The organism is Mycobacterium intracellulare ATCC 13950 (assembly GCF_000277125.1).
Taxonomy (GTDB): domain Bacteria; phylum Actinomycetota; class Actinomycetes; order Mycobacteriales; family Mycobacteriaceae; genus Mycobacterium; species Mycobacterium intracellulare.
This window is the reverse complement of the sequence record NC_016946.1, coordinates 3,208,153-3,232,704: the sequence shown is the minus strand read 5'-3', so window position 1 is coordinate 3,232,704 and position 24,552 is coordinate 3,208,153. Positions and strand designations below refer to the sequence as shown.

The following is a 24,552-nucleotide window of genomic DNA, read 5'->3' as shown; positions in this document are numbered from 1 at the left end:
GTCCCATGCTTCCCGACGGCCCGGGTTTGCGCGAATCGGCTGCTTTACCCTCGATCACTATGCCCGCGGCCAAGGCCGGGCTGACGCCCGAGCAGATCAGCGCGATCGACGCCGCGCACCTGTGGCATCCGTACAGCACGATCGGCGCCGAATCCATCGCACCCGTCGTCGCGGTCGCGGCGCACGGCGCCCGGCTGACCCTGATCCGCGACGGCGAACCCGTCGAGGCGCTCGACGCCATGAGCTCCTGGTGGACCGCGATCCACGGGCACGGCCACCCGGTCCTGGACGCGGCCCTGTCCGCCCAGCTCGGCGCCATGAACCACGTCATGTTCGGCGGACTGACCCACGAGCCCGCGGCCCGGCTGGCCCAGCTGCTGGTCGAGATCACCCCGGCCGGCCTGGAGACGGTGTTCTTCAGCGACTCCGGATCCGTGTCGGTGGAGGTGGCGGTGAAGATGGCGCTGCAGTACTGGCGCAGCCTCGACCGGCCCGGCAAGCACCGGCTGATGACCTGGCGCGGCGGCTACCACGGCGACACCTTCACCCCGATGAGCGTCTGCGACCCCGACGGCGGCATGCATTCGCTGTGGACCGACATCCTGGCCCGGCAGGTGTTCGCCCCGCAGGTGCCCCGGGACTACGACGCCGCCTACAGCGCGGCGTTCGAGGCGCAACTGGCCCGCCACGCCGACGAACTGGCCGCGGTCATCGTCGAACCCGTCGTGCAGGGCGCCGGCGGCATGCGCTTCCACGACCCGCGGTACCTGCGCGACCTGCGCGAGATCTGCCGACGGCACGACGTGCTGCTGATCTTCGACGAGATCGCCACCGGCTTCGGCCGCACCGGCGAGCTCTTCGCAGCCGACCACGCCGGCGTCAGCCCCGACATCATGTGCGTCGGCAAGGCGCTGACCGGCGGCTACCTGAGCCTGGCCGCCACCCTGTGCACCACCGAGATCGCCCACACCATCAGCGGCGGCGAGGCCGGCGCGCTGATGCACGGGCCCACGTTCATGGCCAACGCGCTGGCCTGCGCGGTCTCGGTGGCCAGCGTCGAGCTGCTGCTCGGGCAGGACTGGCGGTCGCGGGTCGCCGAGATCGGCACCGGGCTGGCCACCGGGCTCGAACCCGCCCGCGCATTGCCCGGCGTGACCGACGTCCGGGTGCGCGGGGCCATCGGCGTCATCGAATGCGCGCGCCCGGTCGACCTCGCCGTCGCCACGCCGGCGGCGCTGGACCACGGCGTCTGGCTGCGCCCGTTTCGCAACCTGGTCTACGCGATGCCGCCCTACATTTGCACGCCCGACGAGATCTCCCGGATCACCTCGGCGATGGTGCAGGTCGCCCGCCTCGTCGGCTAGCAGTGGCGACCCGCTGCGCCCGGCGTGGACTATGCGGCGACCCGCTGCGCCCGGCGTGGACTATGCGGCGACCCGCTGCGCCCGGCGTGGACTATGCGGCGACCCGCTGCGCCCGGCTACGCCGCGTTGGCGGTCGCCGCGGCCGCGCTGGCGATCGCCACTAGGCTGAGCCCCTATGAACGCCTCCCCGCAGGCACCGATCGACGTCTCCCCGCTGGCCTGGCTGGAGGCGGTGGAACGGCAGCGCCGCGAGGCCGGGCTGCGCCGCTCGCTGCGGCCGCGCCCCGCCGTGGCCACCGAGCTGGACCTGGCATCCAACGACTACCTGGGTTTGTCCCAACACCCCGACGTGATCGACGGTGGGGTCGCCGCGCTGCGCCTGTGGGGCGCCGGGGCGACCGGGTCCCGCCTGGTCACCGGCGACACCGAACTGCACGAGGAATTCGAGACCGAGCTCGCCGACTACGCCGGGGCGGCCGCGGGGTTGCTGTTCTCCTCGGGCTACGCGGCCAACCTGGGCGCCGTCGTCGGGCTGTCCGGCCGGGGTTCGCTGGTGGTGTCCGACGAGCTTTCGCACGCCTCGCTCGTCGACGCCTGCCGGCTGTCGCGGGCCCGGGTGGCGGTGACGCCGCATCGCGACGTCGGTGCCGTGGAGGCGGCGCTGCGATCGCGCGACGAGGAACGCGCGGTCGTCCTTACCGAATCGGTGTTTTCCACCGACGGCGCCCTGGCGCCGCTTCGCGAACTGCACGACGTGTGCCGTCGGCATCGCGCCCTGCTCATCGTCGACGAGGCGCACGGCCTCGGGGTGCGCGGCGGCGGGCGCGGGCTGCTGCACGAGGTCGGGCTGGCCGGTGCGCCGGACGTGGTCATGACCACCACGCTGTCCAAGGCGCTGGGCAGCCAGGGCGGCGCGGTGCTCGGGCCGGCGTCGGTGCGCGCCCATCTGATCGATTCGGCGCGCACGTTCATCTTCGACACCGGACTGGCCCCGGCGGCGGTGGGTGCCGCGCGCGCCGCGCTGCGGGTGCTGCGGGCCGAACCGTGGCGCGCGGACGCCGTGCTGCGCCATGCCGGCATCCTCGCCGAGGCCTGCGGGGTACGCGAGCTACCGCAGTCGGCGGTGGTGTCGGTGATACTCGGCGACCCCGACGTGGCGGTGGCCGCCGCGACCGCCTGCCTGGACGCCGGCGTGCGGGTCGGATGCTTCCGGCCCCCGACCGTGCCCGCCGGCACCTCGCGGCTGCGGCTGACCGCGCGCGCGTCGCTGGACGACGCCGAGCTGGACCTCGCGCGCCGGGTGCTCACCGACGTGCTCGCCGGGCTTGGCTAGGGCACCCCGGTGACGGTCCTGGTCGTCACCGGCACCGACACGGGGGTCGGCAAGACGGTCGTCACCGCGGCGCTGGCCTGCCACGCCCGCCGGGCCGGCCTCGACGTAGCGGTGTGCAAACCGGTCCAGACCGGCACCGATGACGGCGACGACGACCTCGCGGAGGTGGGCCGGCTGTCCGGGGTGACCGAGCTGGCCGGGTTCGCCCGGTACCCGCAGCCGCTGGCGCCGGTGGCCGCGGCCGAGCAGGCCGGGATGCCGCTGCCCACCCGCGAGCAGCTACTGGCACTCATCGGGGAGTTGGACCGGCCGGGGCGGCTGACGCTGGTCGAGGGCGCCGGGGGCCTACTGGTCGAACTCGGCGAAAACGGTGTCACCGCACGCGATCTCGCCGTCGCGCTCGGCGCCCCGGCGCTGGTGGTGGTCAGCCCGTCGCTGGGCACCCTCAACCACACCGCGCTCACGCTGGAATCACTTGCCGCACACAATGTTTCGTGCGCCGGGCTGGTGATCGGGGCGTGGCCCCGGTGCCCCGGGGTGGTGGAGGCGTCCAACCGGTCCGCGCTGGCCCGGTTGGCCGCGCTGCGCGCCGCGCTGCCCGCGGGGGCGGCGTCGCTGGACGCGGCCGACTTCGCGGCGCTGTGCGCAGGCGCATTCGACCGCGACTGGGTCGCCACGCTGGCCGGCTGATGGTCCACTCCATCGAGCTGACCTTCGACCGCGACACCGAGGCCGCGATCCGAAACATCTGGGAAGCGTTGGCGGCGGCGGGAATTCCCAGCCAGGCGCCGGCCAGCCGCCCGCACGTGACGCTGGCGGTGGCCGAGGGCATCGCCGCCGACGTCGACCCGTTGCTGGCCCCGCTGAGCAACCGGCTGCCGCTGGGCTGCCTCGTCGGCGCGCCGGTGTTGTTCGGCCGCGGCAGCGCCGTTTTCGCGCGGCTTGTGGTGCCGACGGGCGAGCTGCTGGCCCTGCACGCCCGGGTGCACGAGTTGTGCGCCCCGCATCTGGTGCCCGGCCCGATGCCCAACAGCCTGCCCGGTCAGTGGACCGCGCACGTCACGATCGCCCGCCGGGTCGGTGGCGCCCAACTCGGCCGCGCGTTGCGCATCGCGGGCCGGCCCGCCCAGATCGACGGCAGCTTCGCGGGTTTGCGCCGCTGGGACGGCAACAAGAAGGCCGAGCACCTGATCGGTTAGTGGCGACCGCAAACGCGGTGTGGCGGGGCGCGGAGGGTCGCCCATCGGCGCATCGCACAGAAATTCTACGGTCGTTGACTTATCTCCGCCGATGTCGTTAGCTTGGACGCGGAGAAACTCCGCAGTCGGGGAGTTATGCGGTGCCAGGTTTCACGACGGGTCGCGCGCCGGGTCATCAAGGCGCCCGACTTCCCGCGGCGGGACGCCGTCGCCGTACCTGGCGTGAAAACCATTGGGAACGCGCGAGTTACAGGCTCTGAGCGAAGGGAGCATGATGCGTACAACGACTGCGGCGCTAGGCAGCGCGGCGTTTTTTCTCGTCGCCCCGGGGACCGTCGCCGGACTGATCCCCTGGCTGATCACCGGCTGGCATTGCCATCAACCGCTGCCACACTGGGTGATCGCCCAAATGGTCGGGGTGCTGCTGATCTGTGTGGGCCTGGTACCGGTGGTGTCGGCGTTTGCGGAGTTCGCCAAGGCGGGCGGCACCCCAGCACCCGTCGCGGCGCCCAGACGACTCGTCGTCAGTGCATTCAACCGGTATGTCCGCAATCCGATGTATGTCGGCCTCCTGGTGGTCATCGTCGGCCAGGCCCTGCTGTTCGGCAGCCTCGGCACGGCCATCTACGCCGCGGTGATGTGGGCGGTGACGGCCTCGTTCGTGCGCTGGTACGAAGAACCCACCCTGCAGCGCCAATTCGGGACCGACTACGAGGCCTATCGGCAGGCGGTGCCCGCGTGGTTTCCGCGACTGCGCCCGTGGACGCCCGGCCCAAGATGACATCGCCCGCTGGGCCTGGCGCCCCGGCCGCACATCAGCGTTCGTCGCGCTGCGGCGCCGCCCGGCTCACGGGGTGGCCGACAGTGCGAACTCCTGCCCCATGGCCTCGTGCACCCTGGCGCGCCGCTCGTCGATGGCGCGGCCCAGGTCTTGCAGCAGCAGCGGCTTACTGGTCACCAATTCGACGAGGTGGTCGCGATCGATCTCCAGCGCGGTGATTTCGTCGACCGCCTGCGCGTCGGACAGGTTGGGCTGCCGGGTCAGCGCGGTCACCCCCAGGAACGAGCCCTCGTCCAGCCCGCCGACCGCGACCGCCGTTCCGTCCCTGGCGGTGGCGGTCAATCGCACACCGCCCGCGAGCAGAAACGTCATCTTGTCGGGAACCCGGCCGGCGTGCTCGACGATCTCGTTCGCACCGTAGCGAACGATCCTGGCGTGCGACGCCAGCGACTGCTGATCCGGTTGGCTCAGCCGCAACGCCGGGGCCACCACGGTCCGCAAGGCCTTCTCGATGCGCTCGGGCGTCGAGATGTCGTCCTCGGCGCCGTCGAGGCGCAGGCCTTCGCGCCGCCCGGCGTACCAGAGCCAACGCAGAAACGTCGCCTGCGCGGCGGAATCGTCTGCGGGCGACCTCAACCCGACGGTGAGGAGGTACTCGGCGGCCCCGGCGGGCGTCGCGGCTGCCACGGCGTTGGGCCTGCGCTGCGGCAGCGCGTTGGCCACCCGTTCCAGCAATGCGCACACTCGGTCGGGCGGGTCGACCTCGGAAAACGTTGTGGTGATTGCCAATTGGTGGCCCCCGGGCGGGCGGCTGAGGTTGGTGAACGAGGTGGTGGCCAGCACCGAGTTCGGGGTGATCTGTAGCCCACGGCCGGTCTGGATGTGGACGGAGCGCCAGTTCGCCTCCACGATGCGGCCCCGGGCCGCGGGGGTGTCCAGCCAGTCGCCGATCCGGAATGGCTGTTCGAACAACATGAACAGCCCCGACACGATCTGGCCGACGGAGTTCTGCAGCATCAGCCCGATCACCACCGAGGTCACGCCCAGCGCGGTGAAAAGGCCGCCGACGCGGACACCCCACACGTAGGAGAAAATGACCGCCAGCCCGACCCCGATCAGCACGAACCGGGTCACGTCGAGGAAGATGCCCGGAATGCGCTGGCGCCACGTCCCTTGCGGCGCGCCCTCGAACACGGTCGCGTTGAGCCCGGACAGCAGCAGCACCAACACCACGAAGCCGAACACCGTCGCGAGGACCCGAACCGAGGTGAACTGCGCCGGCATCCGCGCCACGTTGACCAGCAACACCAGCAGGGCGCCCAGTGGGATCAGGTAGCTGCGCAACAGGAACGCCGGCCGGGCCAGCGGGCTGTCCTTGCGGACCAGGCTCTGATGCCATTCGGTGAGGGCGATCAGCAGCAGCGGCAGCCCGATGACCACACCGGCGGCCCAGTACAGCGACGACGAGTCCAAGGATGTCACGGCCCTGCCCCTTACCCTTCCGACAACTTCCAGATCTGCTGCTCGACGCCGCCGACCGTGATGGTGCCCGCGGGCGTGAACTGACGGATGTCGTGCATCACCTCGTACACCTTCGAGGTGACGTAAATCCCCGTTTGCGTTGTGCTGCTGCGTGTTTGATGCGCGAGGTTGACGGCAGCGCCCCACATGTCGTAGACGATGCTGGATCGCCCGACCAGTCCGCTGATGACGTTTCCGGTGTTGATGCCGGCCCGCAGCGCCAGGTGGTAGCCCGTCCTGGTGTTGAAGCGCGCGATGATGTCTTTCATCTCGACAGCGAATTCGACGGTGCGGTGGACGCTGTCCAGGCGGGGAAAGTTCAGGCCGCAGCTGGCGAGGTAGCCGTTGTGGAGCGTGCGAATCGGCTCGATACCAAGGGATTCGGCCGCCGAGTCGAGTTCGCGGATCAGCTCGTCGACGATGCCCACCAATTCGCGCCCGGAAAGCCTGCCCGAGATCTCGTCGAGGCCGACGAGGTCGGCGAAGATGACGGTGACGTCCTGGTGCTCCTGGGCGATCGTGTGTTCGCCCTCGCGGTATCGCCGCGCCACCGGCTCGGGCATCAACGACCCGAGCAGCCGGTCGTTTTCCTTGCGTTGTTCGCCCAGCAGCTCTTCCTTGATCTGCAGGTTTCGGCTCATCTCGTTGAAAGCGGCCGTGAGTTCCCCGATTTCATCGTGGGAGGTGACCGGGATCGCGACGTCGTAATTGCCGGCGCCGATCTCCTGGGCGCCGGCCTGCAACCTGCGGATGGGTCGCACGAAGATCTGCGCGACCAGCAGCGCCGCCACACAGATAACGAAAACCATTGCGGTGGTGGTGATCACGAGGGTCTGGGTGAGCGACATGACGCGGGCGTTGGCCTCGGCGGTTTCCCTGGTCGCGACGATCGACCAGTGCAGGTCGGAATTGGGCACGGACAGCGGGGCGTAGGCGGTGAGTTCGCGCCGGCCCAGATAGCTGGTGTCGGTGAGGGTTCCCGACTCTCCGCGGTCGGCGGCGCGCACCGCCGCGGTGGCCACGGGCTGAACCAGCGTGGTGCCGCCCCACCTGATCGCCGTGTCGACGGCGGCCGGCCGGGTTCCGGCCGCGACCGCATCCCGTTTGTATCGCTGGGGGTCCTCGAGGAACAGCCGCGAATCCGAGCGCATCAGGTGGTCCGGACCGGCGAGATACGTTTCGGCGGTGTCGCCCATGCCCGCGGCCTTCCACTGCTTGTCGGCGGTCATGATCCGATTCACCTTGGCGATCGGCAGGGGCAGCGCCAGCACCCCGGCCGCGTTGCCGGGTGGACCGATCGGTGCCGTCAACCACGCGATGGGCTGACCGAGTTGAGCCTGATAGGGCGCGAAGTCGGTGATCCACACGAAGTCCACCGAGTTGGCGGCCATCGCCTTCTCGTAGGCGTCGCGCAGGTTGGATTGGCGATACGGGCCGGTGCGGACGTTGGTACCGAGGGACGCGGATTTCTTCACGCTGTAGACGACGTTGCCGCGGGTGTCGAGCAGCAGCGCGTCCCGGTACTCGAATCGGGTTGCGATCTCGCGAAAGTAGTCGTTGAAGCGCGCATTGGCGGCCGACCATGCGCTGCCGTCGCCGGCGTCGTCGGGCGTGGAGCCCGTCTGATTGGAGGACCGATTCGCCGCCACGGTGTAGTGCGCCTGCAGGTACTTCTGTGCGTTGTTGCTCGGCAGCACGGCGTCGAGGGCCAGCTTCTTGCCGGTGTCGCGCTCGATCGGTTCGATCAGCTTTTTGGTGTAGAAGTCCACCAGCGCACGTTGCTGCCCGGGGTCGACGGGAGCGTTGGCCAGTTGGTCGAAGCCGGCGGTGAACTCGCGCACCGCGTCCAACGCGGTGGTTCCGTGGCTGTAGACGACCAGCGAATCCGACAGATCCGAGAACAGGGTCTCGATGGCCCGTTTCTGCGCCGCGCGCATCTGGGTCATCCGCTCGGAGGCCGCGGGCAACAGCGCGTTGCGCGCCGCGACGTATTCGACTGTTCCGATCACTCCCAGCGAGGCCAGGCTGGCCACCAGCAGCATCAGCATCACCTTGGACTGAATGCTGAATCGGGACAGCGCTCGTAGGCGACGCCACGTCGTCCGGGCCGGGTTCTGCTCGTCCGGGGGGACCGGCTCGGTCGAGCGCCCCGTCATCAATCGAGTTCGGTCAGGGTTCGCGTTACGGAGGAGCGCACGCCGCAACGCCTACCCACCGAAGAGCAGATACAAACCGGTGAAGGTGTAGCCGACCATCACCAGCATCATGGTCAGCTGTCCGGTGAGCTGATGGCCGGCGGGCAGCAGTCGCAGGGCATTGTCGTGGGCGGCGATCACCGCGACGATGTGCCCGGTGACCACGCAAATCACCTTGATCGCCGCCAGCAGCGGCGGATGCATGGACAACACGTAGGCCACGTGTAAGTGCGCCAGGCCGAACAGGTTCCAGCCGCGGCCGAACGGGTCGGCCAGCGCGAACACCGCCTGCTGTCCGCGCTCCACCAGATACGACAGGTAGTGCGCGAAGATGTAGCCCACCACGATCGGGATCAGCGAATGCGCCATCTGGCCGGGCAGCGCGCGGCGCCGCTCGCGGTCCACGCCGCCGGTGGCCCGCGCGGCCAACGAAAACGTCACCGCCACAACGGAAATGAAGACGATCAGCCCGGCGGTGCGTAGCGCCGACGACGCTAAAGTGGGGGACACGCCGACGTCTCGCGTGAGCCGATCGGCGAAGCCGCGCCAGGTCGGCGACGACGAGAAGCTGTCGAAGGCGGTGGACCCGAGCAGCACCGCCAGCAGCACGACGACGCCCGGACGCACCGGCAGCGACGGCAGATGGTCGAGCGGGTTGCCGACGACGATCCGCCCGGTCTCCCGATTGCGGCGAAACGGTGAGAGCCGGGAGACGGCCATGCTGTACACGCCGAACGGGTCGGCGCGCGCCAGCCAGCGCTGCCCGCACAGCCAGGCCCCGGCGAGCATCAGCACGGCGTAGGCGGCGATCCACGTCCTGATCCAGGGCAGCGACGCCGAGTTCGGGCTGGCCAGTTCCATCCAGACGAACGCGAACAGGCCGACCGCGGCGGGACGGTAGCCCCAGCCTTCCGGGTAGGACCGCCGCGGCCGGCCGATCCGCCGCGGCGTGACGCGGCGCAGCAGCAGGTACACCGTGCGCATGGGCGAAATCACCCGCCACACCGGCCCGACGGCCAGCGACAGGGCCACCAGCCCGACCCACAGCAGCACGTAGAACGCGCCGAGCAGCGCGTTGGTCTCCGATTGGGGGCCCCAGATCCCGGCCGACACCGCCCACAGCGCGAACACCAGCGCCAGCGCCGCGGCCGCCCAGCGGCTCGCCCGGGCGTCGACGAACGCCGTCAGCGCCGCCGGCAAGGGCCTGCCCGGCTTCAGCGGATCGAACCGCGGTTGTCGCCAGGCGAAAGCGACCAGGGCGAAGGTGAACGTCAGCGCCCATGCCGCCCCGACCATCGCGTAGGCGTACGGCACCGGAAGGTCGCCCGACCCGCCGAGCCCATGCGCGAGCACCACCGCCGCGTGGGCGGAGGTCACGGCTGCACTTGGATGGTGGCGATGGTCCGGTCGAGGTGGTGCAGTTCCACCGCGACGTTGCCGGGCACCTCGACGGCGAAGTCAAACGTCTGGTGGGGCGCCGCCGCGACCTGGAACTTGTGATCGGGCGTCGAGTGCACGTGCAGCTCGTCGGTGACGTCGCTGGTCACGTGCAGGGTGATCTGCTGGCGCACCTTGGCCTGCAGTGTGGCGTTGGTCGGGGTCACCTGACCGTGGGCGATGGTCACGTCGATCACCAGGGGAGCCGCCGGTGACTTGTCGGTGGAACCGCCGCAGGCGACCAGCCCGCAGACCAGCGCCGTCACCCACGCCGCGAGGAGAGTGCCGCGAATCGTCATCGCCCTACGCCGCCCGGGGAGCGGGCTGCTTGTCCTCGACGGGCTCCGGCTCGGTGACGGCGTTACCGAGCCGCCCCGCACCCCACGTCAGGCCGGCGATGACCATCAGCGTCATGAACAGCACCACGATCGAGCCGGCGGTGAACAGCCACACCGGCGCGTTCTGGTCGCGTTCGCGCTGCAGGATCGTGATCTCCTGCACGAACGGGCGGTTCATCGCCGGCAACGCCGGAACCTCGGGCGCCGGAATCGCCTCGTCGGCCGGTTCGTAGATCGGCACCGCGGTCATCGTGTAGCCGTCCTGAACCCGCAACAGCGTCTTCCACGTGCCCCACACCGGAAGCGGGCGCGTCGACCGGTAATGCCCGGGACCCACCTGCTCGAGCTCGTCGATCTGTAGACCGCGATTGTTCTCCATCCGGCCTTGCCAGGACAGGATCGTCACCCACTCCGGATGCCGGCCGACCATGTCGGACGGTTGCAGTTGGACGTCGGCCGAGACCATGCGCTGCCCGGGCGCCGCGGGCAGATCGGTCAGCGTGATGGCGGCGTTGTTCTGGCGCGGCACGACGATGTGCAGGCCGTTGGCCACCGCGCCGCCGATCACCAGCACCGTGACCACCACCACCGAGATGCCGGCGGCGCGGCCGGGGAGCCGCTGGCCGGTGAGCACCATGCCGAACAGCGCGCCGCACATGCCCATCAGCACCGCGACCGGCACCGCCATGGCCAGCGCCTCGCCCCACATGCCGACCGGCCACGGGTAGTGGTATACCGCCGCGATCCACAGCGACTCCAGCCACAGCCCGACGGTCCCCACACCGAGGCCCGCGACGGCGCCAAATGCGATGGGGCGCTTGATCAGCGGAGTCAGCGCGATCAACTCGACCGCGAGCGCGGGGCCGAGATACAGGGGGAACCAGTTGATCGGGGCCCCCAGGATCGGCCCGACCAGTAATGCCACACCACCGCGCAGCGCGATGGCGAAGACGGCCGCGATCAGGGCCGCACCCCGTCCCATGGTGATGCGGGCGGCCACCGCCGCCAGCGCCGCCGCGGCGGCGATCATCATGGGCTGCAGGACGAGGCGGAATTGCTCGACGCCGAAGTCGTATTCGATCTGATAGACCGACAAGCCGATGAACATGCCGCCGAACGACAGGTAGCGCAGGAACGTGATGAACGCGCCGTGCAGGACGTCGGCGCCCAGTTGGGCCTCACCCTCGCGCTCGAGCATCAGCACCGCGAACAGCGAGAAGCAGGCGCCGCCGATCATCATCAAATGCGTTGGGCCCCAAAGTGTTACGTCCTGGCCGAAGATGCGGTGCCAGATGTCGTCGAGCGGGAACCCGATCAGTGCGTACAGGCCGCAGCCGGCCATCAGCACACCGCCGACGGGGGCCTGCCAGTTCCGGGTGATGCGCACCGCCGCCGGGCCGGGCTGCTCGAAAGGCAGCACGACCGCCGTCATCCCGCCGAGGAAGATGCCGAACAGCCCGATGATGATGAAGTAGTGCGCCGGGTTGGCCAGCGGGCCGGGGTCGCGGCCGTTGCCGATATGCCAGCTGACGTCCCAGATGAAGCCGAACAGCGCGCAGATGATCGATGTGGTGAACACCAGCACCGGCAGGGCGACCCAGCTCGGTCGGTGGAATTTTTCGCCCACCTTGTCCGCGAGGCGGGCCAACCAGGTGATGCGGTGCGTGCGGTGGGCGTGGCCCACCCACAGCATCAGCAACGTGATCACCACCGCGGCGATCGAGAGCCCGATCACCTGGTCCAACCCCGCACCGCGCGCCGGTGCCTCAGCAACAATCGTCAGTTCATTCGGCCGCATCGTCGTGCCTCCCACTCGCGCCGGGCTGCCCCGGAAGATCCGATTGAAGTCAACCGCTTATTACTGTCAAGTAGGTTCGTGATTGTTTGTTTAATGCCCAGATCCGGCGCCCGTCAATCACGCTCTTGATCGGGCGTGTCGGGTTTCGACGCGTCGGAGGTGGCCTTGGTGGCGCCCGTGACGTTGCGGCCTTCGCGGCGGTCGCGCAGCGCGATGTACAGGATGACGGCGACGACGATCACCGCAGGCAGGAATGCCGGCGCCGCCAACAGCAGGTAGTGGTGCGCCAGGTATTCGACGTGCGGGGTCACCATGGTCGTATACCCAGGGATAGGCGGAGTTCTTCGGCCGTTACCCTACTTTGAACACCTTTTCATTCCGGCTGCCACCACCACGGGGCAGATGTGTCCCCACGCGCGGACACGAGAAAGAGGCAAGGGAGTACCTGGTGACCCAAGCGGCAACCCGACCGACGGCCGAAACCGGCAACGGCGAGGACATCCTGGCGGTGGCCCGGCAGCAGGTGCTGGAGGACGGCCAGGGCCTGAGCCGCGACCAGGTCCTGCAGGTGCTGCGGCTGCCCGACGACCGGCTCGACGAACTGCTGGCGCTGGCCCACGAGGTGCGGATGCGCTGGTGTGGCCCCGAGGTCGAGGTCGAGGGCATCATCAGCCTCAAGACCGGCGGCTGCCCCGAAGACTGTCACTTCTGCGCGCAGTCCGGCCTGTTCGAATCGCCGGTGCGCAGCGCCCGGCTCGACATCCCCAGCCTGGTCGAGGCGGCCAAGCAGACCGCGAAGTCCGGCGCCACCGAGTTCTGCATCGTGGCCGCGGTTCGCGGTCCCGACGAGCGGTTGATGGCCCAGGTCGCGGCGGGCATCGAGGCGATCCGCAACGAGGTCGAGATCAACATCGCCTGCTCGCTGGGCATGCTGACCGCCGAGCAGGTGGAGCAGCTGGCGGCCATGGGTGTGCACCGCTACAACCACAACCTCGAGACCGCGCGCTCGTACTTCACCAACGTCGTGACCACCCACTCCTGGGAGGAGCGCTGGGAGACGCTGTCGATGGTGCGCGACGCCGGCATGGAGGTGTGCTGCGGCGGGATCCTGGGCATGGGCGAATCCCTTGAGCAGCGCGCCGAATTCGCCGCCGAACTCGCCGAACTCGGACCCGACGAGGTCCCGCTGAACTTCTTCAACCCCCGGCCGGGCACGCCGTTCGGCGACCTGGAGGTGCTGCCGGCCAGCGAGGCGTTGAAGTCCGTCGGCGCGTTCCGGCTGGCGCTGCCGCGCGTCATGCTGCGTTTCGCGGGCGGCCGCGAGATCACCCTGGGCGACCTCGGCGCCAAGAAGGGCATGCTGGGCGGCATCAACGCCGTGATCGTCGGCAACTACCTGACCACGCTGGGCCGTCCGGCCGAATCCGACCTGGAATTGCTCGGCGACCTGCAGATGCCCCTCAAGGGGCTCAACGCCAGTTTGTAAGCGACTCGCCGCGGCTAGGGTTGGACACTTGTGGTTGGCGATCTGGGTGCTGCGGTCAGCGCCGGCGTCTACAACGTCTACACCGGCGAGTTAGGGGGCACCGCCGTGCCGACAGCGGCTCAGCTGGGCCTCGAGCCGCCCCGGTTCTGCGCGGCGTGCGGGCGCCGGATGGTGGTGCAGGTCCGCCCCGACGGGTGGCGGGCGCGCTGCTCGCGCCACGGTGAGGTCGACTCCGCCGACCTGGAGGCGCAACGGTGAGCGAGCAGGCCAACCCGGACGCCCCGGCCCCGCCCGTCGCCGTAACCCGCCGGGCGCGGGTGCGCGCGCTCGTGCTCGTCGCGGCTGGCTCGGCGGTGACCGGTCTGCTGATCGGCGCGCTGTGGGCGTGGATCGCGCCGCCGATCCGCGCCGTGGTGGCGCTCACCCGCTCCGGCGAGCGGGTGCATGACTATCTGGGCAACGAGTCCGAGCATTTCTTCGTCGCCCCCGCCCTGATGCTGGGCCTGTTGACCGTGCTGGCGGTGGTCGCGTCCGTGTGGGCGTGGCAATGGCAACAGCACCGCGGCCCGGGAATGGTCGTCGCCCTGTCGGTCGGCATGCTGACCGCCGCCGCCGCGGCCGCCGCGGTCGGGGCGGGGCTGGTGCGGCTCGCCTACGGCGCCTTGGACTTCGACGCGGTGCCGCTGAGCAAGAGCCCGTCCGTCGCCTACGTCACCCAGGCGCCGCCGGTGTTCTTCTCCGACCGTCCCCTGCAGATCGCGGTCAGCCTGATGTGGCCGGTGGGCGTCGCCGCGCTGGTGTACGCCGTGCGGGTGGCCGCGGACGCCCGTGACGACCTGGGGGCGCTGCCCCCGGAGCGCCGGGCCTCCGCCGCGCTGCCCGTGGGAGGGGGCGGCGCGGCGGAAGCGGCCGTGTCATAGCGGACGGCGGCGAATCCTGCGGCCCGTGACCACCTTGGCCGCGATCTTGAACAGCCTGGCCATGCCGATGTAGGTCATCGGGTTGAACATCGTCGGCCAGGTGGTTCGCACCAGGTGCTCGGTCAGCGGGCGACCCTCGAAGCGGTCCGTCAGCCAGCGCAAGGTCATCGGCGCCGACAGCGGGTGCAGCATCATGTGTTCGTTGAACGCGTCGCGGTGGTAGGTGACCCGCGCACCGCCCGCCGAATAGGCGTCGGCCAGCACGTCGATGTCGTGGACGTCGATCAGGTAGTCGTGCACGGCCTGCACGATCAGCACCGGTGGCGTCGGGACCGCGGCGCCCAGCTTGATGTGGTCGAAGACGTACGAGACTTCCGGGGTGGACAGGATCTTCTCGAGCGGCTCGTCGAGATAGTCGCCCATGTTCTTGCCGGCCATGCGGACGACGGCTCCGACGGTCGTCATCTTCTCCAGCGAGTCGAGCAGGGCGCGCCCCTCCTCGTTGGCGTGCTCCTTGATCACCCGGTCCAGATCGGGATAGATGTGCGCGAGCGCGGCCACCACCAGCGCGGGCAAGCCCGACAGGAAGCTGCCGTTGAGCCGCCGGAAGGTGTTGCCCAGGTCCCCGACGGGCGAGCCGAGCACCGCGCCCACGATGTCGAGTTCCGGCGCGTATTCGGCGCACACCTCGGCGGCCCACGCGCTGGCCAGGCCGCCCCCGGAGTACCCCCACAGCCCGATCGGGGCCGACTTGGACAGCCCGAGCCGCTCCGAGCCCAGCGCGGCCCGGATGCCGTCCAGGACCCGGTAGCCGGGCTCATACGGCGCCCCCCACAAGCCGCGCAGGCCTTCGTGGTCGGGCACGGAGACGGCCCAGCCCTCGGCGACGGCGGCGGCGATCAGGAAGAGCTCGAACTGGCCGATCGCCCCGAACGCCTTCGCCCGGCGGCGCAGCGCATAGGACGGGAAGCAGCGCGACGACACGGCGTCGATCGCGCACTGGTACGACAGCACCGGGCAGGGGGCGAGGTCGGTCGGGACGATCACCGTCGTCGCGGTCGCCTCCGGCTGACCGTGCATGTCCATGGTCCGGTAGAGCAGCTGGACGGCCTTGATGGGCTGCGGGATCAGGCCGAGGAAGGCCAACTCGACGTCGCGCGAGCGCAGCACCGTCCCGGGCTCGGCGTGCTGGAATCCCAGCGGCGGCTGGTAGAACGGGTCGTCCGAGGGCAGCAGCGGACGCACCTTGGGCTGCAGTTCCTCGTGGGGCGGCCGGGCGATCCATTCCGCGCCATGCGTGCCTGCCAGGTTGCCGAGCTCAGCCATTGAGGCTCCCTTCGTGGCCACCCGGCATTCTCGCGTACGAACGGCAGGTAACCAAAACGTCATCGCCGCGCTGTGAGCGACTTCTCGTCACCTGCGGGCGGGCCAGACACGTCACGGGTGCCGACCGGATGGCGCGTCGCTACAACGACGCGTTCGGGTAAGCCTAGCCGGGGACCCCGGGCGGCCTGAGCGCGGCGAATTCGTCGGTGACCCGCAACGCGGCGTCGGTGAACCGGTACAGCGCGGCCGGGCGCCCGCCGCTGCGGCCGGATTGCGCGATGGTGCCGGTCGCGGTGATGACGCCGCGCCGCGCCAGCACCCGCTGCAGGTTCGTCGCGTCGACCTGATACCCCAGCGCCGCTCCGTAGATGTCGCGCAGCGTGGAGAGCGCGAATTCCCTTGGCGCCAAAGCGAACCCGATGTTGGTGTAGGACAGTTTGGCGTTCAGCCGGGTGCGGGCGTGATCCACCATCGGGGCGTGGTCGAAGGCCATCGGTGGCAGGCGGTTCACCGGGTGCCAGCGGGTGTCCGGCGGGAGCTCGGGGCTGGCGGGGGAGGGCACCAGGCCCAGGAAGGTGGACGCGATCACCCGGGCGCCCGGCACCCGGTGCGGGTCGGAGAACACCGCGAGCTGTTCCAGATGCGCCAGTTCCTTGAGGTCGACCTTCTCGGCGAGCTGGCGGCGCACCGAGGTGATCATGTCCTCGTCGTTGCGGACCTGCCCGCCCGGCAGCGACCACGCGCCGCGTTGCGGGTCCTTGGCGCGCTGCCATAACAGCACGTTCAGCTGCGGTTTCGCCGTCGGTCGCCCCTTGGCAACCCCGTCGGTGACTTCGCGAACCTGGAACACGACCGCGAGCACTTCGTGGGCGGTGCTACGATGGGCCATGTTTTCGATTATAAGTCGAAAACCTCCTGGCTGAAAGGAGCCCCCATGACGGTGATCAATCGCATGGACACGCTCGCCGAAGACATGGTTGCCGACATCACGAATTCGCCCACCGGCTACGCCGGCGTGGTCGCCGATGCGCAGTGGGCCGCCGAGATTCGCCGACTGGCTAAGTTGCGCGGCGCCACCGTGCTCGCGCACAACTACCAGCTGCCCGAGATCCAGGACGTCGCCGACCACGTGGGCGACTCGCTGGCTCTGTCGCGGATCGCCGCCGAGGCGGCCGAGGACACCATCGTGTTCTGCGGCGTGCACTTCATGGCCGAGACGGCCAAGATGCTCAGCCCCGACAAGACGGTGCTCATCCCTGATCAGCGCGCCGGCTGCTCGCTGGCCGATTCGATCACCGCCGACGAGTTACGCGCGTGGAAGGACGAGCACCCCGGCGCGGTCGTCGTCTCCTACGTCAACACGACGGCGGCGGTCAAGGCGCTCACCGACATCTGCTGCACATCGTCCAACGCGGTCGACGTGGTCGAGTCCATCGACCCCGACCGCGAGGTGCTGTTCTGCCCGGATCAGTTCCTCGGCGCCCACGTGCGCCGGGTCACCGGCCGCAAGAATTTGCACGTGTGGGCCGGCGAATGCCACGTGCACGCGGGGATCAACGGCGACGAACTGGGCGACCAGGCCCGCGCGAATCCCGACGCCGAGCTGTTCGTGCACCCCGAATGTGGTTGTGCCACATCGGCCCTCTACCTCGCCGGCGAAGGCGCGTTCCCCCCGGACCGGGTGAAGATCTTGTCCACCGGCGGCATGCTCGACGCCGCGACCCAGACCAACGCGCGAAAAGTGTTGGTGGCCACCGAGGTCGGCATGCTCTATCAGCTGCGGCGGGCCGCGCCGCAGGTCGACTTCCGCGCCGTCAACGACCGCGCCTCCTGCAAGTTCATGAAGATGATCACCCCGGCGGCCCTGCTGCGCTGCCTCGTCGAGGGGGCCGACGAAGTCGACGTCGACCCCGACATCGCGGCCGCCGGCCGGCGCAGCGTGCAGCGCATGATCGAGATCGGGCAGCCGGGCGGTGGCGAATGACCGCCCGTCCCCAGTGGACTGACAGCGCCGACGTCGTCGTGATCGGCACCGGTGTCGCGGGATTGGCCGCCGCGCTGGCCGCCCACCGCGCCGGGCGCCGCGTCGTCGTGCTGAGCAAGGCCGATCAGGCGCGCGGCGCGACGGCGACCCACTACGCGCAGGGCGGCATCGCGGTCGTCCTGCCCGACAACGACGACTCGGTCGAGGCGCACGTCGCCGACACCGTGGTCGCCGGGGCGGGCCTGTGCGATCCGCAGGCGGTCTACTCGATCGTCGCCGACGGGTACGCGGCCGTGACCGAATTGGTCGGCGACGGAGCACGATTCGACGAATCCGCGCCCGGCCAGTGGGCGCTGACGCGCGAAGGCGGGCACTCGCGGCGGCGCATCGTGCATGCCGGGGGTGACGCCACCGGCGCCGAGGTGCAGCGCGCACTCGACCACGCCGCGCGCACGCTGGACATCCGCACCGGGCACGTGGCCCTGCGCGTGCTGCACGACGGCGCGGCCGTGACCGGCGTCCTGGTGGGCAACCCGCAGGGATACGGAATCATCGGCGCGCCCTCGGTGATCATTGCCAGCGGCGGGCTCGGGCATCTGTACGGCGCGACCACCAACCCGGAGGGATCCACCGGCGACGGAATCGCGTTGGGCCTGTGGGCCGGCGTCGCGGTCAGCGATCTCGAGTTCATCCAGTTCCACCCCACGATGCTCTTCGCGCCCGGGGCCGCCGGCGGGCGGCGCCCGCTGGTCACCGAGGCCATCCGCGGCGAGGGCGCCAGACTGATTGACCGGCAAGGGGATTCGGTAACCGCCGGTGTTCATCCGATGGGCGACCTGGCCCCCCGCGATGTCGTCGCCGCGGCCATCGACGCGCGGATGAAGGCCACCGGTGACCCGTGCGTCTTCCTCGACGCCCGCCACATCGGGGACTTCGCAAACCGGTTCCCGACGGTGACGGCCGCCTGCCGGGCCGCCGGCGTCGACCCCGTCCGTCAACCCATTCCCGTTGTGCCCGGGGCGCATTACAGCTGCGGGGGCATCGTCACCGACGTGTGCGGCCAAACCGAGCTGCCCGGGTTGTTCGCCGCCGGTGAGGTCGCCCGTACCGGCCTGCACGGCGCCAACCGGTTGGCGTCCAACAGCCTGTTGGAAGGTTTGGTGGTGGGCGGCCGCGCCGGCAGGGCGGCGGCCGCGCACGCCGCGGCGGCCGGGCCCGCCCGGGCGGTCGCACCCGAGCCCGTCGCGCACACCGCGCCCGAGCGCGCCGAGCTGCAGCGCGCGATGAGCCGCGACGCGTCGGTGGTGCGCGACGCCGCCGGGCTGACCCGGTTGTCCACCACGCTGTCGCGGGCCAAGGTGCGCGCCGTCGCGGGTCGTCGCGACTTCGAGGACGTCGCGCTGGCCGTCACCGCCCGCGCGGTGACGGCCGCGGCCCTGGCCCGCACCGAAACCCGGGGCTGCCACCACCGCGAGGAACACCCGCAGACCGTGGCCGAGCAGGCGCGCAGCAACGTGCTGCGACTGGCCGACGACCAGAACTCGGTGCTGGTGGAGGCCTTGGCGGCGGTCGTATGACCTCGATGTCCGACTGCGAACTCACCGCCGCGCGCGAAACCATCCGGCGCGGCCTGGTCGAGGACCTGCGCTACGGGCCCGACGTCACCACGCTGGCGACGGTGCCCGCCGACGCGGTGGCCACCGCGTCCATGGTGCCCCGGCAGCCCGGCGTGATCGCCGGCATCGACATCGCGCTGCTGGTGCTCGACGAGGTGCTCGGCGCCCGCGGCTACCAGGTCGTCGACCGCGTCGAGGACGGCGCCCAGCTGCAGGCGGGCCAGCCCGTGCTGACGGTGCGGGCCGAAACCCGCGGCCTGCTGACCGCCGAGCGGACCATGCTGAACCTCATCTGCCACCTGTCGGGGATCGCCACCACCACCGCGCACTGGGTGGCCGCCGTGGACGGCACCAAGGCCAAGGTCCGTGACACCCGCAAAACCCTGCCGGGCCTGCGGGTGTTGCAGAAATATGCGGTGCGCGTCGGCGGGGGCGTCAACCACCGCCTCGGGCTCGGCGATGCCGCGCTGATCAAGGACAACCACGTGGTGGCGGCGGGCTCGGTGGTCGAGGCGCTGCGCGCGGTCCGCGACGCGGCGCCGGACGTGCCGTGTGAGGTGGAAGTGGATTCACTCGAGCAGCTCGACGAGGTGCTGCCCGAAAAGCCCGAGCTGATCTTGCTGGACAACTTCCCGGTGTGGCAGACGCAGATGGCGGTGCAACGCCGGGATGCGCGCGCGCCGGCCGTCCTGCTCGAGTCCTCCGGCGGCCTCAGCCTGGAAAACGCCGCCGCCTACGCCGCGACCGGCGTGGACTATCTGGCCGTCGGCGCGCTGACGCATTCGGTGCGGGTGCTCGACATCGGCCTCGATATGTAGCGCGGCCGCATCGGGTGTGAAACCTGGGCGTTGAGTCTGAATCGTCGGCGCGATTCTTCGGCGTGTCGGCGCCGTGGCCGCACACTGAAAGCCACTGGCGCACACTCAAAGTCGGCGCGCCCCGGTCTCAGACGATGTCGGCGACGAAAACCCCGATCCGGCGCAGCTGCATGCGCGCCAACGCGGGCAGCCCGTCGCCGTCGGAGCCGGCGGGCAGGATCCGCGGGTTGATGAGGTGCAGCACGCGGTTGCGGCTCAACTCCACGTCCGCCTCGCCCGCGGCCAGCACGTTCTTCACCCAGTTCGTCTTGCCGTGGCCCAGCGCGATGGCCAAGGTGTTGCCCTTGCGGTACGTGGTCACGATGGTCTCGTAGGGCTTGCCGGAGGTACGGCCACGGTGCTTGATCGTCGCGGTGCCGGGCAGGTAGCGCACGATCGGCTTGACCGCCGGGTTGAAGTACTTGATCTGGAAGCGCTCGAACCAGGGCGGGAAGACCATCGGGACGCCGGGGGCGTTGTTGGGGTGATCCTTGGCGGACATGGCGGCTCCCTGGGTCGGCTCTATCGTCTCAGCGTCATTTCAGCGCGGGGCATGGCCTCTTCACCGGCACACTACCGGTCGGATATCGATTTGAGTTCCTCTGGGACAATGGACACCGTGAGCACCATCCGACCGTCGCCGATGGCCCGTATCGACCTGCGGGGCGCGGAATTGACGGCTGCCCGTTTGCGGGCGGCGCTGCCGCGTGGCGGTGCCGACGTGGAGGCGGTGCTGCCCAAGGTGCGCCCGATCGTGCAGGCCGTCGCGGAGCGCGGCGCCGAGGCCGCCCTCGAATTCGGGGAGTCCTTCGACGGGGTGCGGCCCCCGGCCGTCCGGGTGCCCGCGGAGGCGCTCGAGAAAGCCCTCGCCGAACTCGACGCGGCGGTCGCCGAGGCCCTGCGCGTGATGATCGAGCGCACCCGCGCGGTGCACGCCGACCAGCGCCGCACCGACGTGACGACGACGCTCGGCCCGGGCGCGACGGTCACCGAGCGGTGGGTACCGGTCGAGCGGGTGGGCCTCTACGTGCCCGGCGGCAACGCCGTCTACCCGTCCAGCGTCGTGATGAACGTGGTGCCGGCGCAGGCCGCCGGCGTCGCCTCGCTGGTGGTGGCCAGCCCGCCGCAGGCCCAGTTCGGCGGCCTGCCGCACCCGACCATCCTGGCCGCGGCCCGGCTGCTGGGCGTCGACGAGGTGTGGGCCGTCGGCGGCGCGCAGGCCGTCGCGCTGCTGGCCTACGGCGGCACCGATACCGGGGCCGAATGGCCCGGCTTCTCCTCGGATCGCGCACGATCCGCATCGTCGCCGGGGGCAGACGCCGAGTTGGCGCCCGTCGACATGATCACCGGGCCGGGCAACATCTACGTCACCGCCGCCAAGCGGCTGTGCCGTTCGCGGGTCGGCATCGACGCCGAGGCCGGGCCGACGGAGATCGCGATCCTGGCCGATAACACCGCCGACCCCGCGCACGTGGCCGCCGACATGATCAGCCAGGCCGAACACGACGAAATGGCCGGGAGCGTGCTGGTGACCCCCAGCGAGGACCTGGCCGCGGCCACCGACAAGGAACTGGCCGCCCAGTTGCGGACGACCGTGCACCGCGAGCGGGTGACCGCCGCCCTGGGCGGGCGCCAGTCGGCGATCATCCTCGTCGACGACGTGGACGCCGGCGTCAAGGTCGTCAACGCCTACGCCGCCGAACACCTGGAGATCCAGACCGCCGACGCGGCGAGCGTGGCCGGGCGAATACGCGCGGCGGGAGCCATTTTCGTCGGCCCGTATGCGCCGGTGAGCCTCGGCGACTACTGCGCCGGATCCAATCACGTCCTGCCGACCGCCGGCTGCGCGCGGCATTCCAGCGGCCTGTCCGTGCAGACCTTCCTGCGCGGCATCCACGTCGTCGACTACACCGAGGCGGCGCTCAAAGACGTGTCCGGGCACGTGATCACGCTCGCCGAGGCCGAGGACCTGCCGGCGCACGGCGAGGCGGTACGGCGGAGGTTCGAGCGATGACCGGGCCGCGGCAACCGACACTGGACGACCTGCCGCTGCGCGACGACCTGCGTGGCAAGTCGCCCTATGGCGCACCGCAATTGGCGGTCCCGGTGCGGCTGAACACCAACGAGAACCCGCACCCGCCCAGCAAGGCGCTGGTGGACGACGTGGTGCGCTCGGTCGCCGACGCCGCCGCCGACCTGCACCGCTACCCCGACCGCGACGCGGTCGCCCTGCGGACCGATCTGGCCGAATACCTCAGCGCCCAGACCGGCGTTGCACTCGGGGTCGAAAACCTCTGGGCGGCAAACGGTTCCAACGAGATCCTGCAGCAACTGCTGCAGGCGTTCGGCGGCCCGGGGCGCACGGCGATCGGGTTCGTTCCCTCCTACTCGATGCACCCGATCATCTCCGACGGCACCCGCACCGAATGGTTGCAGGCCGCCCGGGCCGACGACTTCAGCCTGGACGTCGAGGCCGCCGTCGCCGCCATCACCGACCGCCAACCCGACGTGGTGTTCGTCGCCAGCCCGAACAACCCGTCCGGGCAGAGTGTTTCGCTGCCGGATCTGCGGCGGCTGCTCGACGTGGTGCCCGGCATCCTGATCGTCGACGAGGCCTACGGCGAATTCTCGTCGGAGCCCAGCGCGGTGGCGCTGGTGGGGGAGTATCCGACCAAGCTCATCGTCTCGCGCACCATGAGCAAGGCGTTCGCCTTCGCCGGGGGACGGCTCGGCTATCTGATCGCCACGCCGGCGGTGATCGACGCGATGCTGCTGGTGCGGCTGCCGTATCACCTGTCGTCGGTCACCCAAGCCGCCGCGCGCGCCGCGCTGCGGCACGCCGACGACACGCTGGGCAGCGTCGCGGCGCTCATCGCCGAGCGCGAACGCGTGGGGGCGGCGTTGACCCGCCTGGGTTTTCGGGTGATCCCCAGCGACGCCAACTTCGTGCTGTTCGGGGAGTTCGCCGACGCGCCGGCCACCTGGCAGCGCTATCTGGATGCCGGCGTCCTGATCCGCGACGTCGGAATCCCCGGCTATCTACGGGTCACCACCGGCCTGGTCGAGGAGAACGACGCCTTCCTGCGGGCCAGCGCCCAGATCGCCGCCACCGAGCCGGCCCCCGTCAACGTAGGAGCGCCATGACCGCCGTCAACACCGAAAAAGCCGCCCGCCGTGCGCGCGTCGAGCGCCGCACCAAGGAATCCGACATCGTCATCGAGCTCGACCTCGACGGCACCGGCCAGGTCGACGTCGACACCGGGGTGCCGTTCTACGACCACATGCTCACCGCGCTGGGCAGTCACGCCAGCTTCGACCTGACGGTGCGCACCAAGGGTGACGTCGAGATCGAGGGCCATCACACCATCGAGGACACCGCCATCGCGCTGGGGCAGGCGCTCGGCCAGGCCCTGGGCGACAAGAGGGGCATCCGCCGGTTCGGGGACGCCTTCATCCCGATGGACGAGACGCTGGCCCACGCGGCGGTCGACGTGTCCGGCCGGCCCTACTGTGTGCACAGCGGGGAGCCGGATCACCTGCAGCACACCACGATCGCCGGCAATTCGGTGCCCTATCACACCGTCATCAACCGGCACGTGTTCGAGTCGCTCGCCATGAACGCGCGGATCGCGCTGCACGTCCGCGTTCTGTATGGGCGCGACCCGCACCACATCACCGAGGCCGAGTACAAGGCCGTGGCCCGCGCGCTGCGCCAGGCGGTCGAGCCCGACCCCCGGGTGTCGGGCGTGCCGTCCACCAAAGGTGTTCTGTGACAAAGAAATCGGTTGTTGTCCTCGATTACGGCTCGGGCAACCTGCGGTCGGCTCAGCGCGCCCTCGAGCGGGTCGGTGCGTCGGTCGAGGTGACCGCCGACGCCGGAGCCGCGGCCGCGGCCGACGGGCTGGTGGTGCCCGGCGTCGGCGCGTACGAGGCCTGCATGACGGGGCTGCGCACGATCAACGGCGACCGCATCATCGCCGATCGGGTCGCGGCCGGGCGTCCGGTGCTGGGCGTGTGCGTCGGGATGCAGATCCTGTTCGCCCGCGGCGTCGAGTTCAGCGTGGAGACCGAAGGGTGCGGGCAGTGGCCGGGATACGTGACGCGGCTGCAGGCGCCGGTGATCCCGCACATGGGTTGGAACGTCGTCGATTCCGGGCCCGGCAGCGTCCTGTTCAAGGGGCTCGACGCGGACACCCGGTTCTACTTCGTGCACTCCTACGCCGCCCAGCAGTGGGAGGGATCGCCCGATGCGGTGCTGACCTGGGCCACCCACGAGGGGCCTTTCCTGGCCGCGGTCGAGGAAGGGCCGTTGTCGGCCACCCAGTTTCACCCGGAGAAAAGCGGAGATGCCGGCGCGGCCGTCTTGAGCAACTGGGTTCAGGCACTGTGATGGCTTC

The 24,552-nt window shown here is 70.4% G+C and carries 24 protein-coding genes; 15 read left to right on the top strand and 9 right to left on the bottom strand.

Translation table 11 applies throughout. The features are described from left to right. The first annotated feature begins 59 nt into the window (after window positions 1–59). The 5 genes from OCU_RS39755 (at window position 60) to OCU_RS39735 (ending at window position 4,677) form a co-directional block, all read left to right on the top strand. Window positions 60–1,364 (top strand): adenosylmethionine--8-amino-7-oxononanoate transaminase, encoded by a 1,305-nt coding sequence (locus OCU_RS39755; RefSeq protein ID WP_014380373.1) that lies wholly within the window; start codon window positions 60–62, stop codon window positions 1,362–1,364. A gap of 175 nt (window positions 1,365–1,539) precedes the next feature. Further along, complete coding sequence (locus tag OCU_RS39750) at window positions 1,540–2,697, top strand: 8-amino-7-oxononanoate synthase (RefSeq protein WP_014380371.1); 1,158 nt, start codon at window positions 1,540–1,542, stop codon at window positions 2,695–2,697. A 9-nt stretch (window positions 2,698–2,706) separates the two neighbouring features. Beyond that, window positions 2,707–3,387 (top strand): dethiobiotin synthase, encoded by a 681-nt coding sequence (gene bioD, locus OCU_RS39745; RefSeq protein ID WP_014380370.1) that lies wholly within the window; start codon window positions 2,707–2,709, stop codon window positions 3,385–3,387. After that, window positions 3,387–3,896: a 2'-5' RNA ligase family protein gene (locus OCU_RS39740; protein WP_014380369.1), complete on the top strand. Its 510-nt coding sequence runs from the start codon at window positions 3,387–3,389 to the stop codon at window positions 3,894–3,896. The genes bioD and OCU_RS39740 overlap by 1 nt, the downstream gene beginning before the upstream one ends. 271 nt (window positions 3,897–4,167) lie before the next feature. Then, window positions 4,168–4,677 carry a methyltransferase family protein gene (locus OCU_RS39735; protein ID WP_014380368.1) on the top strand — a complete coding sequence of 170 codons (510 nt, stop codon included), beginning with the start codon at window positions 4,168–4,170 and terminating at the stop codon, window positions 4,675–4,677. 66 nt (window positions 4,678–4,743) lie between these two features. Here OCU_RS39735 and OCU_RS39730 read toward each other — a convergent pair whose 3' ends face one another. The 6 genes from OCU_RS39730 to OCU_RS39705 form a co-directional block, all read right to left on the bottom strand. After that, on the bottom strand, window positions 4,744–6,159 hold the full coding sequence (locus OCU_RS39730; protein WP_225337390.1) for a mechanosensitive ion channel family protein: 1,416 nt from the start codon (window positions 6,157–6,159) through the stop codon (window positions 4,744–4,746). Between the two features lie 11 nt (window positions 6,160–6,170). Further along, entirely contained in the window at window positions 6,171–8,354 is a 2,184-nt protein-coding gene (locus tag OCU_RS39725) for an adenylate/guanylate cyclase domain-containing protein (protein WP_014380366.1), read from the bottom strand. Between the two features lie 51 nt (window positions 8,355–8,405). Continuing rightward, window positions 8,406–9,770 carry a hypothetical protein gene (locus tag OCU_RS39720; RefSeq protein WP_009954665.1) on the bottom strand — a complete coding sequence of 455 codons (1,365 nt, stop codon included), beginning with the start codon at window positions 9,768–9,770 and terminating at the stop codon, window positions 8,406–8,408. Continuing rightward, entirely contained in the window at window positions 9,767–10,129 is a 363-nt protein-coding gene (locus tag OCU_RS39715) for a hypothetical protein (RefSeq protein WP_009954667.1), read from the bottom strand. Before OCU_RS39715 ends, OCU_RS39720 begins: the two co-directional genes overlap by 4 nt. A 4-nt stretch (window positions 10,130–10,133) precedes the next feature. Then, window positions 10,134–11,966, bottom strand: coding sequence for a hypothetical protein (locus OCU_RS39710; protein WP_014382779.1), 1,833 nt, complete (start codon window positions 11,964–11,966; stop codon window positions 10,134–10,136). A 113-nt stretch (window positions 11,967–12,079) separates the two neighbouring features. Then, window positions 12,080–12,280, bottom strand: coding sequence for a hypothetical protein (locus OCU_RS39705; RefSeq protein WP_009954668.1), 201 nt, complete (start codon window positions 12,278–12,280; stop codon window positions 12,080–12,082). A 134-nt stretch (window positions 12,281–12,414) separates the two neighbouring features. Between OCU_RS39705 and bioB the strand changes: the two genes are divergently transcribed. From bioB to OCU_RS39690, 3 genes are read left to right on the top strand one after another with little or no spacing between them, the layout of a single operon-like run. Continuing rightward, on the top strand, window positions 12,415–13,452 hold the full coding sequence (gene bioB, locus OCU_RS39700) for a biotin synthase BioB (protein WP_009954669.1): 1,038 nt from the start codon (window positions 12,415–12,417) through the stop codon (window positions 13,450–13,452). Between the two features lie 30 nt (window positions 13,453–13,482). Further along, window positions 13,483–13,710, top strand: a complete 228-nt coding sequence (gene bsaP, locus OCU_RS39695) for a biotin synthase auxiliary protein BsaP (RefSeq protein WP_008257787.1) — start codon at window positions 13,483–13,485, stop codon at window positions 13,708–13,710. After that, a complete protein-coding gene (locus tag OCU_RS39690; RefSeq protein ID WP_009954671.1) occupies window positions 13,707–14,372 on the top strand; it encodes a DUF2567 domain-containing protein in 666 nt (221 codons plus the stop codon). The genes bsaP and OCU_RS39690 overlap by 4 nt, the downstream gene beginning before the upstream one ends. On the opposite strand, the gene OCU_RS39685 is transcribed toward OCU_RS39690, so the two are convergent. Continuing rightward, window positions 14,367–15,698: a lipase family protein gene (locus OCU_RS39685; RefSeq protein WP_014380365.1), complete on the bottom strand. Its 1,332-nt coding sequence runs from the start codon at window positions 15,696–15,698 to the stop codon at window positions 14,367–14,369. The two genes, OCU_RS39690 and OCU_RS39685, sit on opposite strands and share 6 nt — an antisense overlap. A 163-nt stretch (window positions 15,699–15,861) precedes the next feature. Further along, window positions 15,862–16,587, bottom strand: coding sequence for an NUDIX hydrolase (locus OCU_RS39680; protein WP_014942362.1), 726 nt, complete (start codon window positions 16,585–16,587; stop codon window positions 15,862–15,864). Between the two features lie 45 nt (window positions 16,588–16,632). Between OCU_RS39680 and nadA the strand changes: the two genes are divergently transcribed. From nadA to nadC, 3 genes are read left to right on the top strand one after another with little or no spacing between them, the layout of a single operon-like run. Continuing rightward, entirely contained in the window at window positions 16,633–17,682 is a 1,050-nt protein-coding gene (gene nadA, locus OCU_RS39675) for a quinolinate synthase NadA (RefSeq protein WP_008257783.1), read from the top strand. Beyond that, window positions 17,679–19,259, top strand: coding sequence for an L-aspartate oxidase (locus OCU_RS39670; protein WP_014380363.1), 1,581 nt, complete (start codon window positions 17,679–17,681; stop codon window positions 19,257–19,259). Before nadA ends, OCU_RS39670 begins: the two co-directional genes overlap by 4 nt. Then, a complete protein-coding gene (nadC, locus tag OCU_RS39665; RefSeq protein ID WP_009954930.1) occupies window positions 19,256–20,116 on the top strand; it encodes a carboxylating nicotinate-nucleotide diphosphorylase in 861 nt (286 codons plus the stop codon). The genes OCU_RS39670 and nadC overlap by 4 nt, the downstream gene beginning before the upstream one ends. Window positions 20,117–20,243: 127 nt before the next feature. Here nadC and OCU_RS39660 read toward each other — a convergent pair whose 3' ends face one another. After that, window positions 20,244–20,657 carry a nitroreductase family deazaflavin-dependent oxidoreductase gene (locus OCU_RS39660; RefSeq protein WP_014380362.1) on the bottom strand — a complete coding sequence of 138 codons (414 nt, stop codon included), beginning with the start codon at window positions 20,655–20,657 and terminating at the stop codon, window positions 20,244–20,246. Window positions 20,658–20,765: 108 nt separating this feature from the next. Between OCU_RS39660 and hisD the strand changes: the two genes are divergently transcribed. Genes hisD through hisH form a run of 4 tightly spaced genes read left to right on the top strand, consistent with a single transcriptional unit; the run spans window position 20,766 to window position 24,545 of the window. Continuing rightward, window positions 20,766–22,169, top strand: coding sequence for a histidinol dehydrogenase (hisD, locus tag OCU_RS39655; RefSeq protein WP_008257770.1), 1,404 nt, complete (start codon window positions 20,766–20,768; stop codon window positions 22,167–22,169). Continuing rightward, entirely contained in the window at window positions 22,166–23,299 is a 1,134-nt protein-coding gene (locus tag OCU_RS39650) for a histidinol-phosphate transaminase (protein ID WP_008257769.1), read from the top strand. The genes hisD and OCU_RS39650 overlap by 4 nt, the downstream gene beginning before the upstream one ends. Beyond that, a complete protein-coding gene (gene hisB, locus OCU_RS39645) occupies window positions 23,296–23,928 on the top strand; it encodes an imidazoleglycerol-phosphate dehydratase HisB (RefSeq protein ID WP_009954934.1) in 633 nt (210 codons plus the stop codon). Before OCU_RS39650 ends, hisB begins: the two co-directional genes overlap by 4 nt. Further along, window positions 23,925–24,545: an imidazole glycerol phosphate synthase subunit HisH gene (gene hisH / locus OCU_RS39640; protein WP_008257767.1), complete on the top strand. Its 621-nt coding sequence runs from the start codon at window positions 23,925–23,927 to the stop codon at window positions 24,543–24,545. The genes hisB and hisH overlap by 4 nt, the downstream gene beginning before the upstream one ends. Window positions 24,546–24,552 lie beyond the last annotated feature (7 nt).

What these genes read in the sequence shown, in the direction of transcription:
- OCU_RS39755 (WP_014380373.1), top strand. Translation starts at nt 60, where the DNA reads ATGCCCGCGGCCAAGGCCGGGCTGACGCCCGAGCAGATCAGCGCGATC.
- OCU_RS39750 (WP_014380371.1), top strand. Translation starts at nt 1,540, where the DNA reads ATGAACGCCTCCCCGCAGGCACCGATCGACGTCTCCCCGCTGGCCTGG.
- OCU_RS39740 (WP_014380369.1), top strand. Translation starts at nt 3,387, where the DNA reads ATGGTCCACTCCATCGAGCTGACCTTCGACCGCGACACCGAGGCCGCG.
- OCU_RS39735 (WP_014380368.1), top strand. Translation starts at nt 4,168, where the DNA reads ATGATGCGTACAACGACTGCGGCGCTAGGCAGCGCGGCGTTTTTTCTC.
- OCU_RS39725 (WP_014380366.1), bottom strand. Translation starts at nt 8,354, where the DNA reads ATGACGGGGCGCTCGACCGAGCCGGTCCCCCCGGACGAGCAGAACCCG.
- OCU_RS39715 (WP_009954667.1), bottom strand. Translation starts at nt 10,129, where the DNA reads ATGACGATTCGCGGCACTCTCCTCGCGGCGTGGGTGACGGCGCTGGTC.
- OCU_RS39710 (WP_014382779.1), bottom strand. Translation starts at nt 11,966, where the DNA reads ATGCGGCCGAATGAACTGACGATTGTTGCTGAGGCACCGGCGCGCGGT.
- OCU_RS39705 (WP_009954668.1), bottom strand. Translation starts at nt 12,280, where the DNA reads ATGGTGACCCCGCACGTCGAATACCTGGCGCACCACTACCTGCTGTTG.
- OCU_RS39685 (WP_014380365.1), bottom strand. Translation starts at nt 15,698, where the DNA reads ATGGCTGAGCTCGGCAACCTGGCAGGCACGCATGGCGCGGAATGGATC.
- OCU_RS39680 (WP_014942362.1), bottom strand. Translation starts at nt 16,587, where the DNA reads ATGGCCCATCGTAGCACCGCCCACGAAGTGCTCGCGGTCGTGTTCCAG.
- nadA (WP_008257783.1), top strand. Translation starts at nt 16,633, where the DNA reads ATGACGGTGATCAATCGCATGGACACGCTCGCCGAAGACATGGTTGCC.
- OCU_RS39670 (WP_014380363.1), top strand. Translation starts at nt 17,679, where the DNA reads ATGACCGCCCGTCCCCAGTGGACTGACAGCGCCGACGTCGTCGTGATC.
- nadC (WP_009954930.1), top strand. Translation starts at nt 19,256, where the DNA reads ATGACCTCGATGTCCGACTGCGAACTCACCGCCGCGCGCGAAACCATC.
- OCU_RS39660 (WP_014380362.1), bottom strand. Translation starts at nt 20,657, where the DNA reads ATGTCCGCCAAGGATCACCCCAACAACGCCCCCGGCGTCCCGATGGTC.
- hisD (WP_008257770.1), top strand. Translation starts at nt 20,766, where the DNA reads ATGGACACCGTGAGCACCATCCGACCGTCGCCGATGGCCCGTATCGAC.
- OCU_RS39650 (WP_008257769.1), top strand. Translation starts at nt 22,166, where the DNA reads ATGACCGGGCCGCGGCAACCGACACTGGACGACCTGCCGCTGCGCGAC.
- hisB (WP_009954934.1), top strand. Translation starts at nt 23,296, where the DNA reads ATGACCGCCGTCAACACCGAAAAAGCCGCCCGCCGTGCGCGCGTCGAG.